A 23818-nucleotide genomic window follows, 5' to 3' on the forward strand; every position below is an offset into this window, starting at 1 on the left:
TCAATTTTTTGTTGATATTTTCGTTGCTAATGACAAATAATTCTTTTTTGAAAATATCATCTTTCATAATTGTAGTCATCGTTTTTCTCTTCGGAATTAATCTTTCCGCACAGGAAAAACAAAAGGTGGATATACAGTCCGGTTACCTTGAAATAAGGCCCGAATTTCCCGATGCCGCCATTTACACCAAAGACGAAACCGGGCAGGTGTACATCGTGCACGAAGGTGTGGAAATGTGGTGCGACCAAGCTTTTGTTTATCTAAAAAATAATTTCGTAAAAGCCTATGGCGATGTGCGGATTACGCAAGGCGATACCGTCTCGATGAACAGCAAATATGCCGAATACAATGGAAACACCCAATTTGCCTTTGCCAGCGGCGATGTGGTTTTAACGGAACCCAAAACCACCCTAAAAACAGACACCCTATATTTTGACAGAATAAAACAGCAAGCATATTACAGAACGGGTGGTACGGTGCAGGATACCGCCAGCGTTTTAACAAGCCGTTCGGGGAGGTATTTTGCCGAAAGCAAGAAATATCAGTTTCTTCAAAATGTAAAAATCGTAAACCCGAAGTATACCGTTAATAGCAACCAACTCGATTTTTTTTCAGAGACGGGAGATGCTTACCTCTACGGCCCTTCCACGATTGTAAGTGAGACCAGTACGGTATACTGTGAACGCGGATATTATGACACACGTGGCGATACGGGCTATTTTGTGAAAAATTCAAAAGTAGATTATGAAAATCGGACGCTTTACGGCGACAGCATCTATTTTGACCGAAACAAAAGTTTTGCCTCTGCCACCAACAATATTCGGGTTCTCGACACAATCAATAAAAGTGTTATCCGCGGTCATTATGCCGAAGTTTACCGCGAAAAGGATTCGGTTTTTATTACGAAAAGAGCTGTGGCAATCACGGTTCGTGACGGCGATTCCATTTATGTACACGCAGACACGCTGCGCGTTACGGGCAAACCCGAAAATAGAATTGTAAAAGGATTTTATCGTGCCCGACTTTTCAAACCCGGAAAAGTAGGCGACGACCCCACCAGCGGAAAATGTGATAGTATCTACGTCAACGAAATAAGGGGAATTACAAAACTCTTACGAAACCCAGTTTTGTGGAGCGGCGAAAACCAAATGATTGGCGATACCATCCACATTCTTTCAGATACGATAACGGATAAACTGGATACGCTCAAGGTTTTCAATAATGCTTTTTTAGTGCAAAAAGATAGCCTGGGCTTCAACCAGGTGAAGGGCGAACGGCTTATTGGGTTATTCACAAATAATGAACTGGACACGGTAAACATCAATAAAAACGCACAGGTAATTTACTATTCCCGTAATGACAAAGAAGAATTGGTCGGCATCAACAATACCGTTTCCAGTTCCATTCAAATGTATTTGGAAGAGCAGCAGGTTACTGGAATTCGGTTTATAAAAAAGGCAGATGGGAAAGTTTATCCGCCGTCAATGCTGCCTGAGAATGCGAGGATTCTCCCCGGATTTCAATGGCGTGGCGATGAACGATTGTATTCCGTGGAAGATTTATTTAAAGGAAAGCCGGCACCCGTGCTTCCAAAAATTACGGGAATCCCACTGCCGAAGGACGAGGGCGAATTTTTTGAGGATATTCCCGAAGATGAAATAGAGCTTCCCGAAGAGTCCAAGCTTTCTCCGAAAGATTTACAAAACCGACCCGATGACCCAAAACCCGAAACCTTGGAAAGCGAGGCGAAACGGGATTCCATTCAGCAGAAGGTGATTGACTCTATTGAAAAGGGTAATGATTCTGTCCCAAAAAATAATCAATAATATCCGTTCGAGTGCAGTCGAGAACTTATGATTAAGCTTCGGCTGCGCTCAACCTGACAACGAATTAAATGAAAAACGAATTCTTCAAATATCAGGCGCAAACCACTCCGCATCCGTTGGCATTGGAGATTTCGCATGCTGAAGGAAGTTATATTTACGATACTTCGGGTAAAAAACATCTTGACTTTGTAGCAGGAGTTTCGGCCTGCACGCTTGGGCATTGCCATCCGCGAGTTATTTCAGCTATAAAAAATCAAGCTGAAAAATATCTGCACGTCATGGTTTACGGTGAATATATTCAGGAACCTTCCGTGGAACTTGCAAAACTGCTAGCTGAAAATCTTCCGCAAAACCTTAACACAACCTATTTGGTAAACAGCGGCACCGAGGCCATTGAAGGCTCTTTGAAACTTGCGCGACGCGCAACAGGCAGAACGCAAATTCTCTACGCAATCAATGCATACCACGGCAACACCATGGGCTCTATGAGTGTGATGGGCTACGAAGAACGCAAGAACGCTTTCAAACCCCTAGTGCCGGATTGCTTTCCCGTGAATTTCAATAGCGAAGCAGATCTTCAAAGGATAACTTCGGAAACCGCTGCGATTATTTTGGAGACCATACAAGGTGGTGCGGGCTTCATTCAGCCTGAGAATGATTATCTCAAAAAAGTCCGCCAACGTTGCGATCAAACGGGAACGCTTTTGATTTTGGACGAAATTCAACCAGGCTTTGGAAGAACCGGAAAACTTTTCGCCTTTGAGCATTTCGGCATCGCTCCCGATATTTTGGTAATGGGTAAAGGTATGGGCGGCGGTTTACCGATCGGCGCATTTACCGCCTCGCACGAAGTTATGACATTATTGCAGGACAACCCCAAGCTAGGGCATATTACCACTTTTGGCGGAAATCCTGTAATTGCGGCTGCAGCTTTGGCAACACTTCGGGAACTGACGGAAACTGATATTATTGAGCAAACACTTCAAAAAGAAAAACTTTTTAGAAAACTTTTAGTGCATCCGCTAGTTAAGGAAGTACGAGGAAGGGGCTTAATGCTAGCAGTAATAATGGAAACGCCCGAAATCGCTTCCGAAGTAATACTCGCTTGCAAAGAACTGGGATTAGTGCTTTTTTGGCTACTTTTTGAAGGTCGCGCCATTCGTATTACCCCACCGCTCACAATAAGCAATGACGAAATTGAGGAGGGGTGTAAATTACTGACAGACGTTCTAGACATCCTTCAAAAGAAGTAATTTTCACACAAAGCCTTTATTGACAAGGAGTTATAGTCAAAAGCCCTGTTAATAAGTCCGTTAACAATAAACGCGGCATAACAATTGAACTTATTTATACAATATTATCTTTAAAATAGAAGAAACCGTTAAACCGTGCGTATGCAATTAAGTTCAAACGAGCATAACAACTTCTCGCTGGAAAAATTTGAATCTATGCTGAAAACCAACAGCGTTCTATTTTTCGATTCAGAGGAATTTGAAGAAATAGTGCACCACTACCTTGAAAACGGAAAGATTGCACTTGCCAAGAAAGCGACCAAGTTGGGACTGGAACAACATCCTTCCTCTACAAACCTCAAGCTTTTCCAAATAGAAATGTACATTTTTGAAAACCAACTAGACATCGCTGATGAACTTTTGGACGAGTTGTACCAATTGGAACAAAGCAACGAGGAGATTTACATTCAAAAAGCAAATATTTTCTCTCGTCGCGATAAGCACAAAGAGGCAATTTCCCTTTTAGAGCAGGCATTGGAGATTACAGCTGATGAGGCCGATGTGCTTTCTTTGCTGGGAATGGAGTATTTATTTCTTGAAGATTACGAAAATGCCAAACACTATTTTATGAGATGTTTGGAAGAAGACGAAGAAGATTATTCAGCGCTTTACAATATTATTTACTGCTTTGAATACCTTGACGAATACGAAGCAGCGATTGATTATTTAAACGATTTCCTTAATAAAAATCCATATTGCGAAGTAGCTTGGCATCAAGTAGGCAAACAGTATTATGAACTGAAAGACTACAAAAAGGCTCTTGCAGCATTTGATTTCGCAATTATTAGTGATGACCGCTTTATCGGTGCATATCTCGAAAAGGGAAGAGTATTGGAGAAACTTAAAAAGCACGAAGAAGCAATAGAGAGCTACTCCATAACCTTAGGGTTGGACGATCCAACTTCCTATGCATTGTTGCGAATTGGGAAATGCTATGAGAAGTTGGGCAATGCCGAAATGGCCATCCAATTCTACACCAAATGTGTAGAGGAAGATTCTTTGCTGGACAAAGGCTGGATAGCTATTACTGATTTTTATACTAAAAACAAACAGTTTCAGAAAGCGCTTTATTACATAGAAAAAGCTATCAATATCGACAGCGAAAATGTGCTCTATTGGAAGCGCTACGCAAAAATAAATAATAAGCTAAACCATTTTGAGGAAGCAGAGGTAGGTTTTCGAAAAGCTTTGGAGTTGGGGAATTACGAAATTGAATCTTGGTTGACTCGCGGTGATATTTTAACCAATCTCGGTGAATTTGAGGCCGCAGTGAATAACTTCAACCAAGCCTTGGAATTTTATCCAGAACATGCTGAGATAGAATATCGCCTTTCGGGTTTATATTTCACATTAAATGAAAACGATAAAGGCGCATTTCACCTTAGAAATGCCTTAAAGTCTGAACCTGAATATTTAATGATCATTGAAGAACTTTTTCCACAAGTTTATCAAATGGAACAGGTTATTGAAATAATCAAACAACACAAAAATCCTTCGCTTTAATTTCTGTATTTTTGGGGTTTTAGCAACATAGACCTATGCCTCAAAGAAATTTTCTTCAATATTTAACAGTAACTGCTAAAGGCCTCGCTATGGGTGCTGCCGATGTAGTGCCAGGTGTTTCTGGCGGAACTATCGCCTTCATTTCCGGCATCTATGAAGAGCTGATAGAAACCATTCACAACTTGGATCTCGGCTTTTTCAAAATATGGAAAAAGGAAGGTTTTTTAAAGGCTTGGAAGCACTACAACCTTGGATTCCTTTTAGCGTTGTTTTCAGGGGTTTTCATCAGTATTATTTCGTTGGCAAAATTGATTACTTGGCTATTGGAGGTTTACCCAATTATGGTCTGGTCGTTCTTTTTTGGGTTGGTAATTGCCAGTATTGTGTATGTAGGCAAACAAATTACCAGTTGGAGATTGGCTGTGATTATAGCGATGATCATAGCTTCGGTGGCATCCTATTTAATAACCATCGCAGACCCCGTTGGCTCTCCGGAAAGTACGTGGTTTCTCTTTTTCGCAGGTTTTATAGCAATTATTGCAATGATACTTCCCGGCATTTCCGGTGCATTTATCCTTCTGCTTTTGGGTGCATATACCACAGTAATTGGAATTGTAACCCAATTGGGTGAAGGAATCACAACCTTGAACAGTTCGCTTTTCCTGGGCGCCTTAGGCAAACTTTTAATTTTTGCCGTTGGCGCCGTTATTGGTTTAAAAGTTTTTTCCAGAGCTCTAAACTGGATGTTCAAACATCACAAAAACCTAATACTTGCGGTGCTTACCGGTTTTATGATTGGTGCCCTAAATAAAATTTGGCCATGGAAGGAAGTTCTGCAGTATAGAATGAACCATGCTGGGGAACAAATTCCTTTTATTGAAAGAAGCATCCTTCCGCAAAATTATGACGGCAGTCCACAGATTTTGTATGCAATGCTTTTTGCAATCATAGGCTTTTTAACAATTTTTTTGTTAGAAAGAGTTGCCGGGAGGAAAGTAATCAGTAGTCAAAATAACCAATAACTCAATAACCCAAATCTGTGTACGAGAACCGTTCCTTTTCCGATAAAACTTGGCTGGTCTTAAAAGGACTCGGGATGGGCGCTGCCAATAAAGTGCCCGGCGTTTCAGGGGGCGTTGTAGCATTTGTAGCTGGTTTTTATGAAGAATTTATTTATTCCCTTCAGAAAGTAAACAGAAAAGCGTTCAAGCTTTTAATTAACGGGCGTTTTAAGAGTTTTTACAGATATACCAATGGGCAGTTTTTAAGCCTGTTGATTCTGGGAATGGTCATAAGTTATTTTAGCGTTTCAAAACTTTTGGATTATTTGATTGAACATTACGAACTCTTTGTTTGGAGTGCTTTTTTCGGAATGATTATCGGCTCCATTTATTTTATTGCGAAAGATTTTGGCGATTGGAATCGCAAATATGTTGGCTATTTGCTCTGCGGTGTCGCTGCAGGGGTTGCGATCAGTTTTTTGGAACCCGCGAAGGAAAATAGCAACTTGCTATTTGTCTTTTTCTGTGGAATTATAAGCGTTTCAGGGATGACTTTGCCGGGACTTTCGGGGTCTTTTATACTTATGCTTTTGGGAAATTACGTTCTACTTTTAGTAGATTCAGTAAATTCACTTTTTGATACATTTGCTGATGTTTTTCAAGGAGATTTCAGTTGGGTTTATGATGCAGAGCGCATAGAGCTTTTAAAGGTTCTGGCAGTTTTTTCGTTGGGTTCATTGGTAGGCTTGGTCTCGCTGTCGCATCTTTTAGCATACGTTTTAAAGAGGTTCAAAAAAGCTACCTATGCCGTAATAATTGGTTTTATTGCAGGTTCGCTGGGCGTGGTTTGGCCCTGGAAAGAAAAAAAATATGAATTGGACGCTCTGGGCCAAATTCAATTTGATGCCAACGGAAGAGAAATCATACGGGGTTACAACCGCTTTTTTCCTTCCGAATTAAGTTTTGAAACCATACTTGCAATTATTTTTATAATTGTTGGAATAGCGATTGTCCTCAGTTTGGACTGGTATGATAACCACAAAAAGAAACAAGGTGTCTAAATTTGGATTGATAGGTAAAGACATTGATTATTCCTTTTCAAAGAAATTCTTTTCAGAAAAATTTGAAAGAGAGAACCTACCGCATACTTATGAAAATTTTGATATTTCCTCAATTGAAAAATTTCCAGAAATAATTAACAAAACGCCCAATTTAAAAGGCCTAAACGTTACTATTCCCTATAAGGAAAAAGTAATTCCTTTTCTAGATAGTTTAGCTCCCGATGCTGAAAAAATTGGAGCTGTAAACACTATTGAAATTTCTAAAAATGGAAAACTCACTGGCTACAATACGGACCATTTTGGTTTTCAGAAAGCACTTGAACCATTTTTACCACTTCAAAAAAATACTGCCCTAATTTTGGGTACGGGCGGAGCTTCCAAAGCGATAGCGTATGCCCTGCAAAACTTAAATTTCGATTTTAGATTTGTAAGCCGAAAAAAAGGACCCAAAACTTTGGATTATTCTTCTTTAGATAAATTATTTATTGAAAATAATCTGTTAATTATAAACAGTACACCTTTGGGCACCTTCCCAAACATCGATGATTGCCCGCCCCTTCCCTATCAATTTATTACTGAAAATCATTTGCTTTTCGATTTAATCTACAATCCCGCCGAAACCGAATTTTTAGAACGCGGAAAATTGCAAGGCGCCCAAACCAGTAATGGGTTGAAAATGTTAGCGCTACAGGCAGAGAGCGCTTGGGCAATCTGGAATTCATAAAATTCATATAAAAAAAATCAAAAAAACGCTGTGTGCTTTGCCAATTGCGCAGTTGTTAGTATCTTGACCGTCCAAGAAAAACGAACCTAAACATTGAAACAAATGTCTGACGAAAAATTGCCTCAGGAAGAAAACGAAAAAGAAATTCCAGCTACCGAAGCTATGGAAGAAACAAATGTTACATCTGTAACTCCAGAAGAATCGGCCCAAGAGAACACATCCGAAACCGAGACTGAAGAAGTGCAACAGGAAAAAAGCACTTCCGAAGAAAATTCAGAGAGCGAGGCTGTTGCTGATGAAAAATCTGGGGAAGAAAACATTGTAGAGGAAGCCATGGTCGCCGAAAAGGAAGCAGTTAAAGAAAAAGAAACGATAGAGGCCAGTTCAAACGAAAAGATTGAAGCCTCGGAGAACAATGAAACTGAAGAAGATGAGGAAGAAGTAGCATCTTCCGAAGATGAGGAAGATGAAGAAGACCACGAGGAAAAGGCACAAAAAGATTACAGCACACTTTCAGAAAAAGAATTAGTTGCTGAGTTTGACAAACTTTTAAAAACTAAAAAGATTCAGGAGTTAAAGCATGATGTTGAGGAAATCCGTTCGGAATTCAACAGTAAGTTTAATGAAGAACTGGAACATAAAAAGGAAGAGTTTCTTGCAGAAGGCGGAAATATAATCGATTTCCACTACACTACCCCGCTAAAAAAAGAATTCAACTCCCTCTATTTTGACTACAAAGAAAGGCGCAACAATCATTATAAAAACCTTAAAAAAGACCTACAATCAAACCTAGACAAGCGCTGGGAATTGATAGAAGAACTAAAAGGTCTTTTGGGCGCCGAGGAAAATATAAACACTACTTATAAGCACTTTAAGGAAATTCAGGAAAAATGGCATGTTGCCGGCGCTATTCCGCGCGACAAGTACAATACCGTTTGGAATACCTATCACCACCACGTGGAGAACTTTTATGATTTTCTGCATTTAAACCGCGAGTTTCGTGATCTGGATTTTAAGCACAACCTCGACGCCAAACTTAAATTAATTACCCGCGCAGAAGAACTTGCACAGGAAGATAATATTAATAAAGCATTCCGCGAATTGCAGATGCTCCATAAAATGTGGAAAGAAGATGTAGGACCAGTTGCCAAGGAATATCGCGATGAAGTTTGGGACAAGTTCAGCGAGGCCACAAAGGTAATCCACGACAAGCGCCAAGCGCAATTGGCCGAAATGGAAAAAGACTTTGAAGCCAACCTTGAAAAGAAGAAAGAAATAGTAGAAGAAATAAAGACAGCTACCCAAGAGGCCAAACCAAGCCACCAAGGTTGGCAGAACGCAATCAAGAAAGTTCAGGAACTTCGGGATTCTTTTTTCAATACCGGTAGAGTTCCACGTGCCAACAATAAGGAAATTTGGAAAGCTTTTAAAGATGCTACGGGTAACTTCAACCATCAAAAAAACAGTTTCTACAAAAACCAGAAAAAAGAACAATATACTAATCTGGAGAAAAAACGCGAACTTATTAAAATTGCGGAAGAGAATAAGGACAGTGAAGATTTTGATGCCACAACCTCGTTGATGAAAAAAATCCAAAACGATTGGAAAAACATTGGCCATGTGCCAAGAAAAGACAGTGACAAAATTTGGAAGCAGTTCAAAAAAGCTTGTAACCATTACTTTGACAGACTGCACGCACAGAAAAACGAGGCCAACAAAGAGGAAATGGAGCATTTTGAAGCCAAACAACAAATGTTGGAAAAATTATCCTCGTTTGAATTGAGCGGAGACCATAAAGCCGATGTTAAAGCGATAAAAGAACATATTACCGCTTGGAAGGAAATTGGAAGAGTACCTTACAATAAACGCAATATTGAGCAGAAATTCAATAAAACATTGGACGGTCTTTTCGGCAAATTGGATTTAGGCAAAAAAGAAACCGAGCTTATAAAATTTGACAATAAATTGAATACGCTTGTAAACCGTGAAGATGAGCGAAAACTACAGAACGAGCATTTCTTTATTTCAAAAAAGATAGATGAAACTAAAGATGAAATCCGTCAATTGGAAAATAATTTAGGCTTTTTCCATCACGTTGATGAAAACAATCCATTAGTGAAAGAAGTGCATAAAAACATAGCACGCCACAAAGAACAACTTGAGGTTTGGAAGGCGAAACTTTCAAAAATCAAGGAAGTTCGGGAGGATTAATGGATGGACGATTGTAGATTGACGATTTTGGATTTATGAACTGCGTACTGCCACTGAACACTGCCTAGTGGTTTTTAGCTTCGTTCCAAAAAACATCCATCTCTGCCAGCGTCATATCTTTTAAGGATTTGTTCATTTCCTTTGCCTTGCTTTCCAAATACTGAAAACGTTTTATGAATTTTTTATTGGTGCGTTCGAGTGCGTTCTCTGGATTTACCTTTAAAAATCTTGCGTAATTTATCATAGAGAACAAAACATCGCCAAATTCAGCCTCAATCTTTTTCTGATTATTTTCGTTTACTTCGTGTTGCAGTTCTCCCAATTCTTCCTGTAATTTTTCAAAAACCTGTTGCGGTTCTTCCCAGTCAAAACCTACTCCAGCAACCTTATCCTGTATTCTGCTAGCTTTAACCAAAGCGGGCAATGATTTTGGAACGCCTTCCAAAACGCTTTTTTTGCCTTCTTTCAGTTTTAGATTTTCCCAATTTCGCTTTACTTCTTCTTCATCGGAAACATTCACATCGCCGTAGATATGGGGGTGTCGGGAAATGAGTTTTTCACATATATCATTGCAAACATCGGCAATGTCAAAATCGTTGGTCTCGCTACCTATTTTGGCATAAAATACAATATGCAACAGCACATCGCCCAATTCCTTTTTCACTTCCTGTAAATCGTTATCCAAAATTGCATCGCCCAATTCATAGGTTTCTTCAATGGTTAAATGCCGAAGTGTCTCCATGGTTTGCTTTTTATCCCACGGGCACTGCTCGCGCAGTTCGTCCATAATAGTCAATAGTCTATCGAAAGCTTTTAGTTGATCTTTACGGGAGTTCATTTTTTTGATATCGGTTTCAGGTTTCAGATTTCAGGTTAAAAGTAGAAAAATCATGAATTCACAATTACCCCCACTGTTTATTTTTAGAAAAATAAAAAATCCCAAAACCCATAATGGATTGAGGGATTTTCTTTCAAATATATAACTGACAATTTAAAATTCCTCGCTAGGTTTTACGCGAAGCCGCACTTTTTGTGGCTCCGCCCTTTTTGGCTGAAGAAGCTTTTGGCGTTGCTGATTTTGGCGCAGCAGCTTTTTTAGCAGCTGGATTCTTTGCTTCTTTGGGTTTATCGCTTAATTCTTTTTCAGTCTTTTCGGTTTCTTCCTTTGCTTCTGAAAAATCGTTTATTCCGTTTTTGATGAGCATATTGTACCATTGTACTATTTTTTTGATATCACTTGCATACACACGATCTTCATCATAATCTGGCATTACGCCGAAGAAAAATTCTTCCAGTTCTTCTTTTGAAGCTTTATGGCTTATGGTTTCTTTTCCTCCTTCTTTTTCAGAAATCTTTTTGAAAACTTCGCGAAGTGGCACCTCTTCCGTCAATGTATAGACGGCAATTTCAGAAAGCAGGCTCACGTTGTGGCGACCACTAACGTTTATGGTTTTTCCGTCCAGCAGCGACTCTGCAAGAAAGCCGGTACGGGTTTGGGTTTTTAATTTATAAAGTCCAGGTTTACCTGAAATGGAAAGCACTTTTTCTAAGCTCATAAAATACTTTTAATTTGTTTTAACAGATGCAAATATCTTTGGTTTGGTTTATATAAACAAGCGTGTTAACGTTTCTTTTTTGCATTGGGGAATTTCATTTTGTAATCAACGCCCACTTTACCTTTAGAAATGTTTGTCAATTTACTTTTTATCAATCGTTTCTTTAACGGTGAAAGCTTGTCGGTAAATAGAATTCCTTCAATATGATCATATTCATGCTGAATGATTCGGGCTACAATCCCGTTAAAGGTCTCTGTATGTTTTTTGAAGTTTTCGTCCTCATATTCCATCACGATGTTTGGCTGGCGGAACACATCTTCCCGTACATCGGGGATGCTCAAGCAACCTTCATTAAAAGCCCATTCATCACCAGACTCTTCAATTATACGAGCATTAATGAACACTTTTTTAAAAGTAGAAACAAATTTCTGTTCTTCTTCACTTAGGTCTTCATCGTCTTCAAATGGTGTTGCATCCACAATAAAAAGGCGAATGGGCAAATTTACCTGTGGGGCTGCAAGACCAATACCCCGGGCTTCGTACATGGTTTCAAACATGTTTTCGAGAATCTTATCCAGGTTTGGATAGTCCTTGGATATTTTTTCTGTTTCTTTTCGCAATACGGGATCGCCGTAGGCTACAATCGGTAGTATCATTAATTTATTTATTATATAAAAACTCTTGTAAAATTATGGTTGCGCTAATTTCATCAACAAGCGCTTTGTTTTGTCGCTGCTTCTTCTTTAGACCGCTATCTATCATAGTCTGAAACGCCATTTTGCTTGTGTAACGCTCATCTACGCGTTTCACTTCTAAGTCGGGGAAGACTTCTGAAAATTTCTTTAAAAACTGTTGAATTTGTTCTTCAATGGTGGAATGGGTTCCATCTTTTTGTTTTGGTTCGCCAACCAAAACCAAGTCTACTTTTTCTGAGGCAATATATTTTTTCAAAAAATCCATTAAATCAGCAGTGGCCACCGTGGTCAATCCTGAAGCAATAAGCTGCAATTCGTCCGTAATGGCGATGCCAGTTCGCTTGCTACCGTAATCCAATGCTAAAATTCTTCCCATAACGACTGCAAAAATAAGGGTTTCGGAAATAGTATGCTATAAATGGTCATTTAATTGAGTAGGAGGTTTTATATTTGTTGAGTAATGGATGACGGAAAAGAAAGAAAAAAACAAAAGCATATATAGTATCAATAGAAAACATAGAATCAACAAGATATGACCGAGTTACAACAAACCATAGAAAAAGCTTGGGAAGACCGTTCCCTACTAACCGAAACCGAAACCATAGTAGCCATTCGTGAAGTTGTTAACCTTTGTGATGAAGGCAAGCTGCGCTGTGCTGAACCAACCGCAGATGGCTGGCAAGTAAACGAATGGGTAAAAAAAGCCATCGTTTTATATTTTCCCATTCAGAAAATGCGCACCATGGAAGCAGGCATTTTTGAATATCACGATAAAATCCCTTTAAAATCTGGCTATGAAGCCAAGGGCATTCGTGTAGTACCGCACGCTGTTGCACGACACGGAGCATATATTTCCAAAGGAGTAATCCTTATGCCAAGTTATGTGAACATTGGTGCTTATGTTGATGAAGGCACTATGGTTGATACATGGGCAACTGTGGGCAGCTGCGCTCAGATTGGCAAAAACGTTCACCTTAGTGGCGGTGTGGGTATCGGCGGTGTATTGGAACCGTTGCAGGCAGCTCCGGTTATAATTGAAGACGGTGCTTTTGTAGGCTCGCGCTGTATAGTGGTAGAGGGCGTACGCGTAGGTAAGGAGGCAGTGTTGGGCGCCAATGTGGTGCTTACCGCTTCCACAAAAATTATAGATGTTACAGGAGATATGCCCGTGGAAACGAAAGGTGCAGTTCCGGCACGTTCAGTGGTCATTCCCGGAAGTTATACCAAGAAATTTCCCGCTGGGGACTACCACGTACCCTGTGCTTTGATTATCGGGAAACGCAAGGAGAGTACCAATCTAAAAACTTCATTGAATGATGCATTGCGGGAGTACGGGGTAGCTGTATAACATAAAAACTATACATTTCTTTGTATAGAACACCAAATTATAACAATCCTTACATTTTTATAAAAATGAAAAACTTACTCCTGCCCTTTTTTATCATTTGCACAACAATCCTATATTCGCAAACGGTTGAAGAAATAGATGCTGCTGCAGCTGAAATATGCGCTTATTTAGAAACTCTGGATTATATAGAAAGTGATGAAATAAAACTTGATATTCTGTACCGAAATAATTTCAGCGCTTTCTTGGAAACCCTGCCTGAGGAAAAAATTGAAGAAGCAGAACGAAAGCTTTATTACCGATTACAGCGAAATTGTGTAGCATTTCAGCAACTTTTGCAAAAACTTGAACCACACGTTGACGATGCTAAAATTGTTGCCGAAAAACCAAAAACCACCATTTCCAAGAAAGAATTAAAAACTTTTAAGAAGACGGAAGATTTCAGTTATTTTGAAGCAAGTGGTGAACGTACAATGGTTAAAATAAAAGACGGCTACTGGCAGGATAACTTTACTGACAATACCTATTCCAAACTTTTCTTTAAATGGATTGGCACTTATGATTTTGAACTAGAATTTATAGAAAGTGATAATGAAACCCGGTCAAACATGAGTATTCCGGGCGATACATACCAATATTCCATAATTGAAAAAAAGGAAGGGTTTTATATTATAAGCGTGACTATGGAGGGGCAGGATATGTACCAAATATTCAAAATGTATTATGAATAAAAGCTTAGTTTTAGCTTAGCCATAGCTTTGCTACCAGCTTCCGCCACCACCACCGCCAAAACCACCTCCCGAAGAACCACCACCTCCAGAACTACTGCTGGATGGAGAACTGACCATAGTAGATTTGGCCGTTGCTATGGAATCTGAAAACGAACGCGAAAAATTGTGCATGGTAAACGCTCCCGTAGACGATGTATACCAACTGGGGGGCTGAAGATTTAAGGCTTCAAACTTTTTTGCCCATTGATCGAAAAGTCCAAAAGCAATGGCATACCCCATAGTAGTTTCAAAATACGAAGGACTATCGTGCAATAACATTTTTAGCTTGTTTTCTTCTGCAATCTTAATAAAATTTCTAAATCCTTTTAATTCTGAAAATGCTGCATTACCCTTGGCGTTTTTCTTCACCATATGCACGGTCATAAATAAAAGAAATATAGCTACTGGAATAACGGCCAATGCGGCAAAAAGCCCCCAAGTAATTAAGAAGGTAAAAAATAAAAATAATCCAATAAGCAGTGTGCCTATGATAGTTCGGGTCTGCATTTTTTTTGCCTGCGGGTCATAATAAACTTGGGCCTTGACTTTTAAAAGTGCTTTGGCACTCGTCATTTTTGTATAAAATGTATCCTTCAAGCTACTGATTAAAACTTCTTTCTTTGAAGATCCTGAAGCACTGCCAAAAAGGCCTGTGAAAATTTTCTGTTCATAGTCAGGAGCGCCGTCGGGTAAGGGTCTTAGCCTTGTGAGTTTTGTATCCTCTTTACCAAACCAACCTTTTTTCGGAATTTGCTCCATTGCAATTAAGCCTCGAGACCCCCAATAGGGTATCAATGAAATTAGGTCTTGGGTATCTTCGGTGTCGTCAATTAAAAATCCAGCCATAGCAGGATCCATACCGCTGGGTGGAAAATAACTGGTGGTGGGCACTACCCTATCATCCTTGCCGTATTTATTCCAAACTAAATAAAAAAGTACCAAAAGGGCACCAAGAATCAGCGTCCAACCATAATCAGTCCAGAAAGGCCACCACGGTTTTATTTCCTTCACCGAACCCAAAGGAAGGTTTATCAGCACGGTTACGTTCTGCCCCGTATATGACTTAAAGCGCGGCAGGCTTCTCGCTTTAAAAACACCATCTTCATAATTAATGTCATACTCTTTGCTTTCATTAGTTTCGCCACTAAAGCCCGTATAAACAAATATATTATCCAAGCCCACATCAGCATTTTCCGGTAAATGAATGTTGAAGTCTATTCTTTCAAAAACAGTGTACCAAACGTCCGATTTTATATTCCAATAAAAACGAATCTGGGACTCTTCAAACAAAAAGGCATTGTAAACCCTGTATTTAATTTCGTAATGTTGGGGCCCAATGATGGTTTTGTTCTTATCGCCAATCTTTATCTGAAGGTTGTCACTAATCTTCTGTATAAAATCGAAGTCAGCTTCAAAATTATGATTGGGTACGTTAATCTTTCTAATCTTAATTTTACGTTTTTCCTGGGTACCATCCTCGGTAAGTAGATCGTAATTGGTTTTTATAACCCTGTAAATACCATGTTTGTGAGCAGTGAAAGTAATGTCGTAATTTTCAACAACATCAAAATAGCCATTTTCGCTTATATAAATATCAACTATGCATTTGTTGACTATAAAATCCTGTGCTGAAGCTTTCAGAAAAAAAAGCATTCCAAAAATTAGCAGGCACAGTTTTTTATTGAAAAGATTATAATTCTTTTTATTTAAAACCACAGTGCTATTCATATTTAATAATCTAACAGTCCAACCATCTAAAAAAAATTATCAATCTATTCAAAACTGACTTTCACATTTTCACGGCTTACCTGATCGGTTTCAAAATAATCAAAGTGCTGATAGTTCAACATGCCTGCAAAAAGTACCCCAGGGAAACTTTCGCCATAGGTGTTGTTCTCGCGTACGGTTCCATTATAATATCTCCGGCTGCGCTCTAGATTCTCTTCTATTTCGTTAAGTTTTTGCTGTAGGTCCAAAAAGTTAGGATTTGCCTTTAAATCTGGATAGGCTTCCCCCAATGCAAAAATACTGCGCAGGGTTTGTTGCAGTTGGTTTTCGGCTTTTATCTGTGCATTTATATCGTCTGAGGGCACTGCCATCGCTGTATTACGAGCCTGTATTACACTTTCCAAGGTTGTCTTTTCGTGAGCGGCATATCCTTTAACGGTTTCCACAAGATTTGGGATTAGGTCATAACGGCGTTTAAGGGCAACATCTATATTACTCCACGCGTCCTTCACCACATTTCTGTTTTTCACAAAACGGTTATAGACAATAACGAGCAGGATAGTCACAACGGCAAGAATGCCAATAACAAGTAAAATAATATTCATAACAGGGGTTGTTTAAATTGCTTAATGCTTAAAGATGAAGTATCTAAGATACTATAAAGTTTTTGTTATTGGTTAATTGTTATTCGTTATTTGGAATTTGTCATTTGTTGTTTGTTATTTGCCTTATTATGGAATTGTTCAAATTTGAAATGAATAGCGAGCGCAATCTTCTGCCGCGGGATGGTATTGTAAATTACTTCGGAAGGGTATTTTCTGAAGAAGAAGCCAACTATTATTACAACATACTTCTGGATACCATTGCTTGGAAAAATGACGAAGCCATCATCTTTGGAAAAAAGATTGTTACCAAACGCAAAGTAGCCTGGTACGGCGAAAGTGAGTTTGAGTACACCTATTCAAAAGTCACAAAAAAAGCACATGTATGGACACCGGAACTGTTACAGTTAAAACAAAAAATTGAGGCCAAAAGTGGTGAAACTTTTAACAGTTGCCTACTCAATCTCTACCACTCAGGCGATGAAGGCATGGGGTGGCACAGCGATGCAGAAAAAGACCTAAAAAGGAACGGCGCCATAGTCTCGGTAAGTTTTGGCGCGGAACGCAAGTTTGCATTTAAGCACAAGGAAACCAAAGAAACCGTTTCCCTAAATCTGGAGCATGGCAGCCTATTGATTATGAAAGGTGCCACACAAACCCACTGGCTACACCGCTTGCCGCCAACAAAGAAAATTCATACCCCACGGATAAATCTTACGTTTAGGACAATAAATAAGAGTTAAAATAAGCATCTACTTTATTTGTAGGAAAAAAGGGCTGTTTTCTTACATTTTAATGACTTTGCTATGGCTTTGCTATGGCTTTGCTATGGAGTATCTGTGGATGCACAATTTTATGACAAGACAAAGAGGATTTTTGGAGAGACAATGACAAGACAAACTTTAGAGTAGAGAGTAGAGACACACTTAGAATAATTACTGCCCTCTAAAGAAAATAATTGTACTCAGTGTTTTGATTATGATGGTTATGTCCAGAAAAAGACTTCGGTGTTTTATATAATATAGATCGTATTGCAGTTTTTCAAGTGAATCCTCTTGCGTGGAGCCGTATTTGGCATTTACCTGTGCCCAGCCTGTTACTCCCGGTTTAACCAGATGCCTTACTTCATAAAAGGGTATTTTTTCTATTAGGCCTTCCACAAACTCCGGACGTTCGGGACGGGGGCCAATGACACTCATTTCGCCCTTAATAACGTTAATGAATTGGGGGATTTCATCAAAACGGGATTTCCTTAAAAACCTACCAAACTTTGTAACCCGCGTATCTTTTGCCAACGCGAACTGGGCGCCATTCTTTTCGGCGTTTTTAACCATACTCCGCAATTTATAAATCTTGAAGTGATTGCCGTTCTTCCCTACCCTAGTCTGGCTGTAGAACAACGGCCCCCTATTTGCTAGCAAATTTCCTATCAATAAAAAAGGAAGCAAGATGATTCCAAAGGCAAGACCCAAAACCGAAAAAAACAAATCCAAGATTCTATTGAAAAAAAGGTAAAGTTTGTTTTGGTTGCTACGGCTAAAAGGGAAATAGCGATAGAAATCCTTCTCTACGTGCTGTACCGGAATACGGTGGGTCAATTCCTCGTAAACCTGCGTATATTCCCGAATTGGGATTCCGTTTTCCAATAATTTTATCAATTGGTTGTTCAATTCCACCGTCATACCTTCTGAAAGCGGGGTACCCACAACTATTTCAGAAATGGTCATTTCTTGTGTCAGCAAAGAAATATCAGCAATCGTGATGGAGTCAATTTCAAGTGTATTTATTATAGTTCCATCATTGGGCCCGGTATTAAAATAACCGATAACGCGGTAATTAGGATCGGATTTTTGGAGGGAGGCCACTATAGCTTCCACATCGCTGGCGTGTGCAATTAGGAGTACGCGCTTGTAAAAACGGGGAGCAGAAATTAGGATGATGTACGCATAACGCCACGCCAACATTGCAACATTTATAGCCAAAAAGAAATAGACTATCTGCAAACGGTTGGAAGGCAACATCGGGGTGTAAAAAGGGGTGAGCAGATAAAAAAGCACTGTTACCGAAGATGTGATGATTACGTTTTTCACCACCACATCAAACTTACTGGCTTTCTGAAGATTATAAAGCTCAAAAATTGTTGCAAAAATAGTTAGGTAGATAGCCAGAACGATAGACCACACCCAATGTTCGGAGTTTATTTTGAAATAATCAAAATTGAAGACAATTCCAACTAAATATAGCAATGACAGCACACTAACTATATCCAGGATACGCAGCAGTATCTTGCGTTCGGATATGTCAAAATGGATGCTGTTTTTGGACATTATTCGGTTGTCTGTTGTCTGTTGTCGGTTGTCTTTTGTCGGTTGTCTGTTGTCTGTTGTCTGTTGTCGGTTGTCTTTTGTCGGTTGTCTGTTGTCTGTTGTCTGTTGTCTGTTGTCTGTTGTCTTTTAAGCTTGCCAATTTTTTTCTACATATTGAATAAAAGTAAAAATTTTTGCGCCTAAACCATCATATTTTGTAATTAACTCAGGCACTTCTGGGATATCATATAATTCTTGAATTGTTTCCAACTGTCCCTTGCATGCCAATAAGGAAGCGTGGGAATAGGTCAAAAATTTAATAAAATCCAGTTTGTATTTTCTCCTTCCGTATCCTTCAATAATCGTGTCCTTAACACTTTTTGATGACCTTCTTACTTGACTACCCTGCTCGTATAACTCAAATTTTGGCATTTTCAGCGAAGCATGATGCACTTCGATGGAGTATTGAAAAGCCAAATTATAAATATCTAGATCCTTATAACTTTTCATGATGTTTCGGTTGTTGGTTGGCGGTTGTCTGTTGTCTGTTGTCTGTTGTCTGTTGTCTGTTGTCTCTTGTCTGTTGTCTGTTGTCTGTTGTCTGTTGTCTGTTGTCGGTTGTCGGTTGTCTGTTTAAATATTTTATTTTTTTATACTACTCAAAACTGATAACTGACAACTCAGAACGGACAACTGTATTCCCCAAATTTACTGAAATTTCATTCCCTCAAAAGTTTTATCCATTTATGTTTTATCTTTTCCCAGTCTAGGCTTTCCATTTTTGTACGGGCATTTTTTGTGATATTTTGAACTTTTAAAGGGTTGGCGTATAATTCTTCAATGGCTTGAACAAAAGATTCCGGGGAGTTTGCTGGTACCAAAATGCCGTCAATGCCATTTTCAATTAAAAAGGGCATTCCCCCTACGTTGGTTGAGATTACCGGCAGACCCAGAGCCATGGCTTCCATGACACTTACTGGCATATTGTCGAAATTGGTTGTACTGATAAAGATGTCAAAATCTTTTGAAAGCGCAATCCATTCCTCTTTTTGCATCATTCCAGGGAAACTTATGGGCAGTTTTAGTTCTGTAACTATATTTTTACAACGCTGCATGGAACCGTCTTTATCAGGGCCCACCATACATAGGGAAACATCAATTCCTTTCTTTTTAAGAATTTCTACTATTTCCAAAGCCAATAAGGGATTGTATATTTCCGAAAAGGAACGCACCCACAGAAGCTTTGGGTTTATGGATGCCCTAAGTTGAAATGGATAGTTTTCAATTTTGAGCGAATTGGGTATGTAGGTTATATTTTGAAAGCCGGCAGTTTGAAATTGTCGCATCATAAACTTTGATGGGGCTACATTGGTGAAGGCTTTTCCAAAAAGGTTTATGCTAAGGCGTTTGCTATTTTTTAAACGACTTGGAAGGTTGCCGCCATGCAATATTGGGATGTAGGGGAGTTTGAAAAAGCGACATAAAACAGCCACAATAACCGCATAATAAAAATTCTGTGTACTGTAGGTGTCAATCAAAACAAGTTCAACGCGATTTCTATTTTGAACAGTGGTAAACACCATATCCAGCAATCGAAAGATTTTATTTTGTTTTGAAGATGCTGTTATAATTGCATATCCCTCCGCTTCCAGTTTAATTGGAAGTTCGTCGATAGCCGTAGGATTCTTGCCATGTACCGCTAGCCTATTTCCTATGTAAAGCAGGTTTTTTCTTGGGTGCATAATCTAGGTTCAACAAACATAAGGCATATATAAAGGCTGGAGCGGCGATGCGCATGGATGTATGTACTATGGTAAGACCCCAAAATAAAATTAAGGGATAAAAATAAATATTTTTCCGACCATTCAATTTAGTAACCATAGGGGCAAAAATTAAAACTAATATTGCCAAAATGCCGAATACTCCATGTTCCGAGAGCATTCGGGCAATCTCGTTATGGGATGCGGAGGTGATTCCCATTTCTTCTCTAAATTGGAATTTGCCCTGTCCTACACCTATACCGAATATTGGATTTTCTTTAAAAGCATCAATTTCTACTGCCAATAAATCGACTCTACCCGTAGTAACATCCTCTTTTTCCCTCCCTAAAGCATCTTCATTGGCATAACGGTTTTCAATTAAACCTCCGGTTTGAATAATTGTATAGCCCCAGACTAAAAGAGCAACTCCAATAATAGCAAGTACTTTCATGGAAATTTTAGCTTTGGTTTTTAAACCGGTACTGAAATACATTATAAAAATAAAAGACAAACACATTATTACAGAGACCAGTACCCCGCCACGAGAAAAGGTAAGAAGGGCGCGATAGGCCATTACAATCATCAGAAACATCATAATCCAATGTACAAGAATATTTTTGTAGGGAATCAATAAACGTGTAAACAGTATAAATACACCGAGACCTAATATGGTCGCTACCTGATTGGGTCCATACCCTCCCGACAGTGCTGAATTTGATGCAGTACCGGTGATTACATCCTGTATGTTTGGAGTATATAAGGTTATGTAAACAATCATAGCTATTAGAGGATAAATAATGTGGTCAAGAACTGTTAGAAAATCTTTTAAGTTTAAAGTTCGACCAAAACAAAAAATTGCTGCAAAAGTTAAACATAAGGGGCCACTTAAATTAAAGAGAATCGTATTCCTAAAATTTGCATCAAAAGAAATTACGTCTATCGAAATAAGAATTGCTGGCAAAAGTAATACTATATACACGACATATGGAAAGGCATTTTTTTTAAATCCCAAGAAAAATATACCCAAAATGGAAAAAAACATTATTGCATATTTTCCAGTTTCATAAAAAATAAATGTTTTGGTCATTCGTAAAAAAACCTCTGCGCCAGTAATGTAAGCTGTAGCAAAAAGGACATACTTTCCTTTATTTTTTGAAGAAACAATTTTATAAATAAAATATCCAAAAATGCCCAACATATACCAAAACATTAAGGATGTGTTGGTATAGGCCAATAGACCAATCACAATATGAAAGATTATGGCCCTAAGAGGTTTAATATTTTGAAATGCTCTGTGTATAATTGAAGTTCGTATTTTAAGGTTTAATTATTTCCTCTTGTATTTTTTTTCTGTACATATTAAATGTAAATCTTGAAGCTACAAGATAGCAATCAGATGCCATTTTTGTTAGTTCATCCGTATTTTTTGAAAAAGCCCTACTTAGAATTTTGCGCAATTGTTGTCCATTAATTGGGTTTAACAGAAATCCATTTTTATCATTAACATACTGCCCAATACTGGACACATCAGATACAATTGGGATACAGCCATAATTCATCGCTTCCGCAATTACTTTGGGAAACCCTTCAGAATCACTGGGCAATAAAATGAAATGCGATTTTTTATAAATCCCAAAAACCTGCTGTCTTTCTAAAAAACCGTGAAATACTGCAGGGAGTCCCAAAGCTGTGCATTGTTCTCTATAATGACCCATCTTTTCACCATTCCCAATAAAATGAATTGTTTCTATGTTTTCTAAATTATCCAATAAGCCAAAGGCGTCAATAATACGCTGTACACCTTTGGCATCTTCCAGCCTGCCTACAAAGCAAAAAGTGAAGGGCGGAGAAAAGGATTTAGTATTTGTTATTTGCAAGCCTTCCTCCCGCTCTTTTTCAGTAAGGCAGGGATTCTCAAAAGTCAAACAGTGTTTGGGTTGCTTAGGCCAGCGACCGTTAATAGTTACTTTTCGATTTTGGTTTTTTAACATCCAACGTTGTAGTGCATAGCCCAACGGCGGATTATCTTGGTTCCAGTTGCCAGCGTATTTATACCAACCGTTTTTACTACTGAAAAGGGTAAGGTATGGAATTAAAAATACTCCCATGCCCGTAGGGGTACGCAATTGAAAGGTATCCACTTTATTCAGAGTTTTTCGGACTGTATTTATTATTGTGGGAATATTACGTATAATCTTAAGCTTGGCAAGAAGTCCCTTTCCTCCCACAGGCTGTAATGCTACAAATTTTATATTTGATGCAGTATAAGGCAAGGAACTTGGTGGAGGTGTACCGGGATGTAAGAAGGCGATATGGTATATTTCCTCAAAATCCTGGGCCAAATGATTGATTTCACTAACTGTAGGCCCCCAACCTACGATGGTGCCATCGGATTGCTTGTAGTGTTCGGTGTGGGAGATTATTGTTAGTTTCATGATTGGGAGGTATTTGGTTTACCGCAAAGTCGCAAAGGACGCAAAGGTTTTTTTCTGCGCTCTCTGCGGCTCAGCGGTGAGAATTATACCGCAAAGACGCAGAGGACGCAAAGGTTTTTTTCTCTGCGCTCTCTGTGCCTCTGCGGTGCGAAATAATACCGCAAAGACGCAGAGGACGCTGAGTTATAAATTATTTACTATTCTTTTAAGTCCATCAACCAATTTTACTGAATTGAAGTTGATTAAAAGTCCAAGCTTAATATCTCTCAGTTTTAGATAAGTTAATAATTGAGCGGTATGAATAGGAGCCAAATTATCAACGGATTTAATTTCAATAATCACTTTATTCTCTACAATCATATCTATTCTATAACCTGCATTTAGTTTTATTTCCTTGTAAACCACGGGTAATGGCACTTGTTGTTTTACTGCTAGACCCATCGCTTTTAATTCGTGGGCCAAACAAACTTCATAGGTACTTTCCAAAAGTCCGGGTCCCAATTGTTTATGAACCTCTATACTTGCACCTATAATTTTTGAAGATAGTTCATTTTCTGTCATAGTTTAAAATTTTCTCTACGTCCTCTGTACCTCTGCGGTGAAAAAACTACCGCAAAGACGCAAAGAACGCAAAGGATATTTACTCATTTCTCTGCGCCCTCTGCGGCTCGGCGGTTAAAATAGTACGGCAAAGGCGCAGGGAACGCTGAGTTATAAATCATTTACTATTCTTTTAAGTTCATCAACCAATTTTACTGAATTGAAGTTGATTAAAAGTCCAAATTTAATATCTCTCAGTTTTAGATAAGTTAATAATTGAGCGGTCCGGGTCCCAATTGTTTATGAACCTCTATACTTGCACCTATAATTTTTGAAGATAGTTCATTTTCTGTCATAGTTTAAAATTTTCTCTACGTCCTCTGTACCTCTGCGGTGAAAAAACTACCGCAAAGACGCAAAGAACGCAAAGGATATTTACTCATTTCTCTGCGTCCTCTGCGGC

Annotated in this window: 24 protein-coding genes; 10 read left to right on the plus strand and 14 right to left on the minus strand. The window is 38.8% G+C overall.

All coding sequences use genetic code 11. From position 1 onward, the window contains the following. The first annotated feature begins 29 nt into the window (after window positions 1-29). The 7 genes from AC58DT_RS01915 (at window position 30) to AC58DT_RS01945 (ending at window position 9618) form a co-directional block, all read left to right on the plus strand. Window positions 30-1826 carry an OstA-like protein gene (locus tag AC58DT_RS01915; protein WP_497215088.1) on the plus strand — a complete coding sequence of 599 codons (1797 nt, stop codon included), beginning with the start codon at window positions 30-32 and terminating at the stop codon, window positions 1824-1826. A gap of 68 nt (window positions 1827-1894) precedes the next feature. Then, the gene (locus AC58DT_RS01920) at window positions 1895-3079 is read left to right on the plus strand and encodes an aspartate aminotransferase family protein (RefSeq protein WP_497215089.1); all 1185 of its coding nucleotides are present in this window, start codon (window positions 1895-1897) and stop codon (window positions 3077-3079) included. Window positions 3080-3220: 141 nt separating this feature from the next. Beyond that, entirely contained in the window at window positions 3221-4621 is a 1401-nt protein-coding gene (locus AC58DT_RS01925) for a tetratricopeptide repeat protein (protein ID WP_497215090.1), read from the plus strand. 35 nt (window positions 4622-4656) lie between these two features. Further along, window positions 4657-5643 carry a DUF368 domain-containing protein gene (locus AC58DT_RS01930; RefSeq protein ID WP_497215091.1) on the plus strand — a complete coding sequence of 329 codons (987 nt, stop codon included), beginning with the start codon at window positions 4657-4659 and terminating at the stop codon, window positions 5641-5643. A gap of 17 nt (window positions 5644-5660) precedes the next feature. Continuing rightward, window positions 5661-6683, plus strand: a complete 1023-nt coding sequence (locus AC58DT_RS01935; RefSeq protein ID WP_497215092.1) for a DUF368 domain-containing protein — start codon at window positions 5661-5663, stop codon at window positions 6681-6683. Further along, window positions 6676-7407, plus strand: a complete 732-nt coding sequence (locus AC58DT_RS01940; RefSeq protein WP_497215093.1) for a shikimate dehydrogenase family protein — start codon at window positions 6676-6678, stop codon at window positions 7405-7407. Before AC58DT_RS01935 ends, AC58DT_RS01940 begins: the two co-directional genes overlap by 8 nt. Before the next feature lie 102 nt (window positions 7408-7509). Further along, a complete protein-coding gene (locus tag AC58DT_RS01945) occupies window positions 7510-9618 on the plus strand; it encodes a DUF349 domain-containing protein (protein WP_497215094.1) in 2109 nt (702 codons plus the stop codon). A gap of 64 nt (window positions 9619-9682) precedes the next feature. Here the strand turns inward: AC58DT_RS01945 and mazG are convergent, their stop codons facing one another. The 4 genes from mazG to ruvX form a co-directional block, all read right to left on the minus strand. Further along, window positions 9683-10456 carry a nucleoside triphosphate pyrophosphohydrolase gene (gene mazG, locus AC58DT_RS01950; RefSeq protein ID WP_497215095.1) on the minus strand — a complete coding sequence of 258 codons (774 nt, stop codon included), beginning with the start codon at window positions 10454-10456 and terminating at the stop codon, window positions 9683-9685. Window positions 10457-10622: 166 nt separating this feature from the next. After that, complete coding sequence (locus AC58DT_RS01955; RefSeq protein WP_497215096.1) at window positions 10623-11174, minus strand: DUF5606 family protein; 552 nt, start codon at window positions 11172-11174, stop codon at window positions 10623-10625. A 65-nt stretch (window positions 11175-11239) separates the two neighbouring features. Beyond that, a complete protein-coding gene (gene def, locus AC58DT_RS01960; RefSeq protein WP_497215097.1) occupies window positions 11240-11830 on the minus strand; it encodes a peptide deformylase in 591 nt (196 codons plus the stop codon). A 4-nt stretch (window positions 11831-11834) separates the two neighbouring features. Then, entirely contained in the window at window positions 11835-12245 is a 411-nt protein-coding gene (ruvX, locus tag AC58DT_RS01965) for a Holliday junction resolvase RuvX (RefSeq protein ID WP_497215098.1), read from the minus strand. A gap of 156 nt (window positions 12246-12401) precedes the next feature. Here ruvX and AC58DT_RS01970 point away from each other — a divergent pair, with 156 nt between their 5' ends. Further along, on the plus strand, window positions 12402-13217 hold the full coding sequence (locus AC58DT_RS01970) for a 2,3,4,5-tetrahydropyridine-2,6-dicarboxylate N-succinyltransferase (protein WP_497215099.1): 816 nt from the start codon (window positions 12402-12404) through the stop codon (window positions 13215-13217). 65 nt (window positions 13218-13282) lie between these two features. Next, window positions 13283-13945, plus strand: coding sequence for a hypothetical protein (locus AC58DT_RS01975; protein ID WP_497215100.1), 663 nt, complete (start codon window positions 13283-13285; stop codon window positions 13943-13945). Between the two features lie 30 nt (window positions 13946-13975). On the opposite strand, the gene AC58DT_RS01980 is transcribed toward AC58DT_RS01975, so the two are convergent. Together AC58DT_RS01980 and AC58DT_RS01985 are read right to left on the minus strand one after the other, a co-directional pair. After that, a complete protein-coding gene (locus tag AC58DT_RS01980; RefSeq protein WP_497215101.1) occupies window positions 13976-15712 on the minus strand; it encodes a DUF2207 domain-containing protein in 1737 nt (578 codons plus the stop codon). Window positions 15713-15756: 44 nt separating this feature from the next. Beyond that, window positions 15757-16317: a LemA family protein gene (locus AC58DT_RS01985; RefSeq protein WP_497215102.1), complete on the minus strand. Its 561-nt coding sequence runs from the start codon at window positions 16315-16317 to the stop codon at window positions 15757-15759. 128 nt (window positions 16318-16445) lie between these two features. Here AC58DT_RS01985 and AC58DT_RS01990 point away from each other — a divergent pair, with 128 nt between their 5' ends. Continuing rightward, on the plus strand, window positions 16446-17057 hold the full coding sequence (locus AC58DT_RS01990) for an alpha-ketoglutarate-dependent dioxygenase AlkB family protein (RefSeq protein ID WP_497215103.1): 612 nt from the start codon (window positions 16446-16448) through the stop codon (window positions 17055-17057). Window positions 17058-17249: 192 nt separating this feature from the next. Here AC58DT_RS01990 and AC58DT_RS01995 read toward each other — a convergent pair whose 3' ends face one another. The 8 genes from AC58DT_RS01995 to AC58DT_RS02030 all read right to left on the minus strand — a co-directional run bounded on the left by AC58DT_RS01995 (window position 17250) and on the right by AC58DT_RS02030 (window position 23652). Further along, entirely contained in the window at window positions 17250-18641 is a 1392-nt protein-coding gene (locus AC58DT_RS01995; RefSeq protein ID WP_497215104.1) for a sugar transferase, read from the minus strand. Then, window positions 18616-18780 (minus strand): hypothetical protein, encoded by a 165-nt coding sequence (locus AC58DT_RS02000; protein WP_497215105.1) that lies wholly within the window; start codon window positions 18778-18780, stop codon window positions 18616-18618. Before AC58DT_RS02000 ends, AC58DT_RS01995 begins: the two co-directional genes overlap by 26 nt. Beyond that, window positions 18768-19130: a four helix bundle protein gene (locus AC58DT_RS02005; RefSeq protein ID WP_497215106.1), complete on the minus strand. Its 363-nt coding sequence runs from the start codon at window positions 19128-19130 to the stop codon at window positions 18768-18770. The genes AC58DT_RS02000 and AC58DT_RS02005 overlap by 13 nt, the downstream gene beginning before the upstream one ends. A gap of 209 nt (window positions 19131-19339) precedes the next feature. Further along, window positions 19340-20362, minus strand: a complete 1023-nt coding sequence (locus AC58DT_RS02010) for a glycosyltransferase family 4 protein (RefSeq protein WP_497215107.1) — start codon at window positions 20360-20362, stop codon at window positions 19340-19342. Next, complete coding sequence (locus AC58DT_RS02015; protein WP_497215108.1) at window positions 20325-21467, minus strand: O-antigen ligase family protein; 1143 nt, start codon at window positions 21465-21467, stop codon at window positions 20325-20327. The genes AC58DT_RS02010 and AC58DT_RS02015 overlap by 38 nt, the downstream gene beginning before the upstream one ends. 229 nt (window positions 21468-21696) lie before the next feature. Continuing rightward, a complete protein-coding gene (locus AC58DT_RS02020; RefSeq protein ID WP_497215109.1) occupies window positions 21697-22815 on the minus strand; it encodes a glycosyltransferase in 1119 nt (372 codons plus the stop codon). A gap of 183 nt (window positions 22816-22998) precedes the next feature. After that, window positions 22999-23376: a GxxExxY protein gene (locus AC58DT_RS02025; protein WP_497215110.1), complete on the minus strand. Its 378-nt coding sequence runs from the start codon at window positions 23374-23376 to the stop codon at window positions 22999-23001. Between the two features lie 150 nt (window positions 23377-23526). Beyond that, on the minus strand, window positions 23527-23652 hold the full coding sequence (locus tag AC58DT_RS02030; RefSeq protein ID WP_497215322.1) for a GxxExxY protein: 126 nt from the start codon (window positions 23650-23652) through the stop codon (window positions 23527-23529). Window positions 23653-23818 lie beyond the last annotated feature (166 nt).

The organism is Aequorivita sp. CRS11, from assembly GCF_059693805.1.

Coding starts and splice junctions, on each gene's coding strand:
- AC58DT_RS01915 (WP_497215088.1), top strand. CDS start 30: ATGACAAATAATTCTTTTTTGAAAATATCATCTTTCATAATTGTAGTC.
- AC58DT_RS01920 (WP_497215089.1), top strand. CDS start 1,895: ATGAAAAACGAATTCTTCAAATATCAGGCGCAAACCACTCCGCATCCG.
- AC58DT_RS01925 (WP_497215090.1), top strand. CDS start 3,221: ATGCAATTAAGTTCAAACGAGCATAACAACTTCTCGCTGGAAAAATTT.
- AC58DT_RS01930 (WP_497215091.1), top strand. CDS start 4,657: ATGCCTCAAAGAAATTTTCTTCAATATTTAACAGTAACTGCTAAAGGC.
- AC58DT_RS01945 (WP_497215094.1), top strand. CDS start 7,510: ATGTCTGACGAAAAATTGCCTCAGGAAGAAAACGAAAAAGAAATTCCA.
- mazG (WP_497215095.1), bottom strand. CDS start 10,456: ATGAACTCCCGTAAAGATCAACTAAAAGCTTTCGATAGACTATTGACT.
- AC58DT_RS01955 (WP_497215096.1), bottom strand. CDS start 11,174: ATGAGCTTAGAAAAAGTGCTTTCCATTTCAGGTAAACCTGGACTTTAT.
- def (WP_497215097.1), bottom strand. CDS start 11,830: ATGATACTACCGATTGTAGCCTACGGCGATCCCGTATTGCGAAAAGAA.
- ruvX (WP_497215098.1), bottom strand. CDS start 12,245: ATGGGAAGAATTTTAGCATTGGATTACGGTAGCAAGCGAACTGGCATC.
- AC58DT_RS01970 (WP_497215099.1), top strand. CDS start 12,402: ATGACCGAGTTACAACAAACCATAGAAAAAGCTTGGGAAGACCGTTCC.
- AC58DT_RS01975 (WP_497215100.1), top strand. CDS start 13,283: ATGAAAAACTTACTCCTGCCCTTTTTTATCATTTGCACAACAATCCTA.
- AC58DT_RS01980 (WP_497215101.1), bottom strand. CDS start 15,712: ATGAATAGCACTGTGGTTTTAAATAAAAAGAATTATAATCTTTTCAAT.
- AC58DT_RS01985 (WP_497215102.1), bottom strand. CDS start 16,317: ATGAATATTATTTTACTTGTTATTGGCATTCTTGCCGTTGTGACTATC.
- AC58DT_RS01990 (WP_497215103.1), top strand. CDS start 16,446: ATGGAATTGTTCAAATTTGAAATGAATAGCGAGCGCAATCTTCTGCCG.
- AC58DT_RS01995 (WP_497215104.1), bottom strand. CDS start 18,641: ATGTCCAAAAACAGCATCCATTTTGACATATCCGAACGCAAGATACTG.
- AC58DT_RS02005 (WP_497215106.1), bottom strand. CDS start 19,130: ATGAAAAGTTATAAGGATCTAGATATTTATAATTTGGCTTTTCAATAC.
- AC58DT_RS02010 (WP_497215107.1), bottom strand. CDS start 20,362: ATGCACCCAAGAAAAAACCTGCTTTACATAGGAAATAGGCTAGCGGTA.
- AC58DT_RS02015 (WP_497215108.1), bottom strand. CDS start 21,467: ATGACCAAAACATTTATTTTTTATGAAACTGGAAAATATGCAATAATG.
- AC58DT_RS02020 (WP_497215109.1), bottom strand. CDS start 22,815: ATGAAACTAACAATAATCTCCCACACCGAACACTACAAGCAATCCGAT.
- AC58DT_RS02025 (WP_497215110.1), bottom strand. CDS start 23,376: ATGACAGAAAATGAACTATCTTCAAAAATTATAGGTGCAAGTATAGAG.